Annotated in this window: 1 protein-coding gene; it reads right to left on the minus strand. The window is 63.2% G+C overall.

Annotated features, from left to right (window positions below; translation table 11 throughout):
- On the minus strand, nt 1-1071 hold a 1071-nt coding region (locus Q7J41_RS10530; protein WP_304887847.1), incomplete at both ends, for a DEAD/DEAH box helicase.

A 1071-nucleotide genomic window follows, 5' to 3' on the forward strand; every position in this document is an offset into this window, starting at 1 on the left:
CGCACGGGCCGGCGCCGGGTCTTCCCCGGGAATCTGCAGCGGCTTGCCTTCCTGGGCCATCTGGCACAGCGCGGCAGCGACTTCCTCGGCACCGACGTTCTGCTCCTCGGCAATCTGCGCGACGATGTTGGCGAAGAAATCGAGGCCTTCGGCATTGAGCACTTCAGCGACTTTCTCCTTGAAGCCGGCGACGCGCTTGTTGGTCACGTCGGCACGCGACGGCAGGGTCAGCGGCGCGATCGGCGACCGGGTGGCGCGCTCGATGGTGCGCAGCATGCGGATTTCACGCGGGGCGACGAAGAGGATGGCGTTGCCGGTGCGGCCGGCGCGGCCGGTACGGCCGATACGGTGCACATAGGCTTCGGTATCGTAGGGAATGTCGTAGTTGACCACGTGGCTGACGCGTGGCACGTCGAGCCCGCGGGCGGCGACGTCGGTAGCGATGACGATGTCGAGAGCACCCGACTTCAGTTGCTCGATGACGCGTTCACGCATTTGCTGGTTAAGGTCGCCGTTCAGGGCGGCAGCGGCGTAGCCACGGGCAGCCAGCTTGTCGGCCAGTTCAACGGTGGCATTCTTGGTGCGAACGAAGATGATGGCGGCGTCGAATTCTTCTTCGACTTCCAGAATGCGGGTCAGGGCGTCGAGCTTGTGCATGCCGGAAACCTGCCAGTACACCTGACGGATGGCGGCGACGGTGGCGGTGGCTGACTTGATCTTGATCTCGCATGGCTCGACCAGATACTTCTGGGCGACGCGGCGAATCTGTTCAGGCATGGTGGCCGAGAACAGGGCTGTCTGGTGGGTGGCCGGGGTGCGCTCAAGAATCCATTCGACGTCGTCGATGAAGCCCATGCGCAGCATTTCGTCAGCTTCGTCGAGAACCAGGGTCTTCAGGTTGTCGAGATTGAGCGTCTTGCGCTCCAGGTGATCCATGACGCGACCCGGGGTGCCGACAATAATGTGGGCGCCGCGTGACAATTGCTTGAGCTGGATGGTGTAGCTCTGGCCACCGTAGATCGGCAGCACATGGAAGCCGGGCAGGTTCTTGGCGTAGCTTTGCAGCGCCTC

The organism is Acetobacterium sp. (assembly GCF_030652775.1).
In the GTDB taxonomy this organism is placed as follows: domain Bacteria; phylum Bacillota; class Clostridia; order Eubacteriales; family Eubacteriaceae; genus Acetobacterium.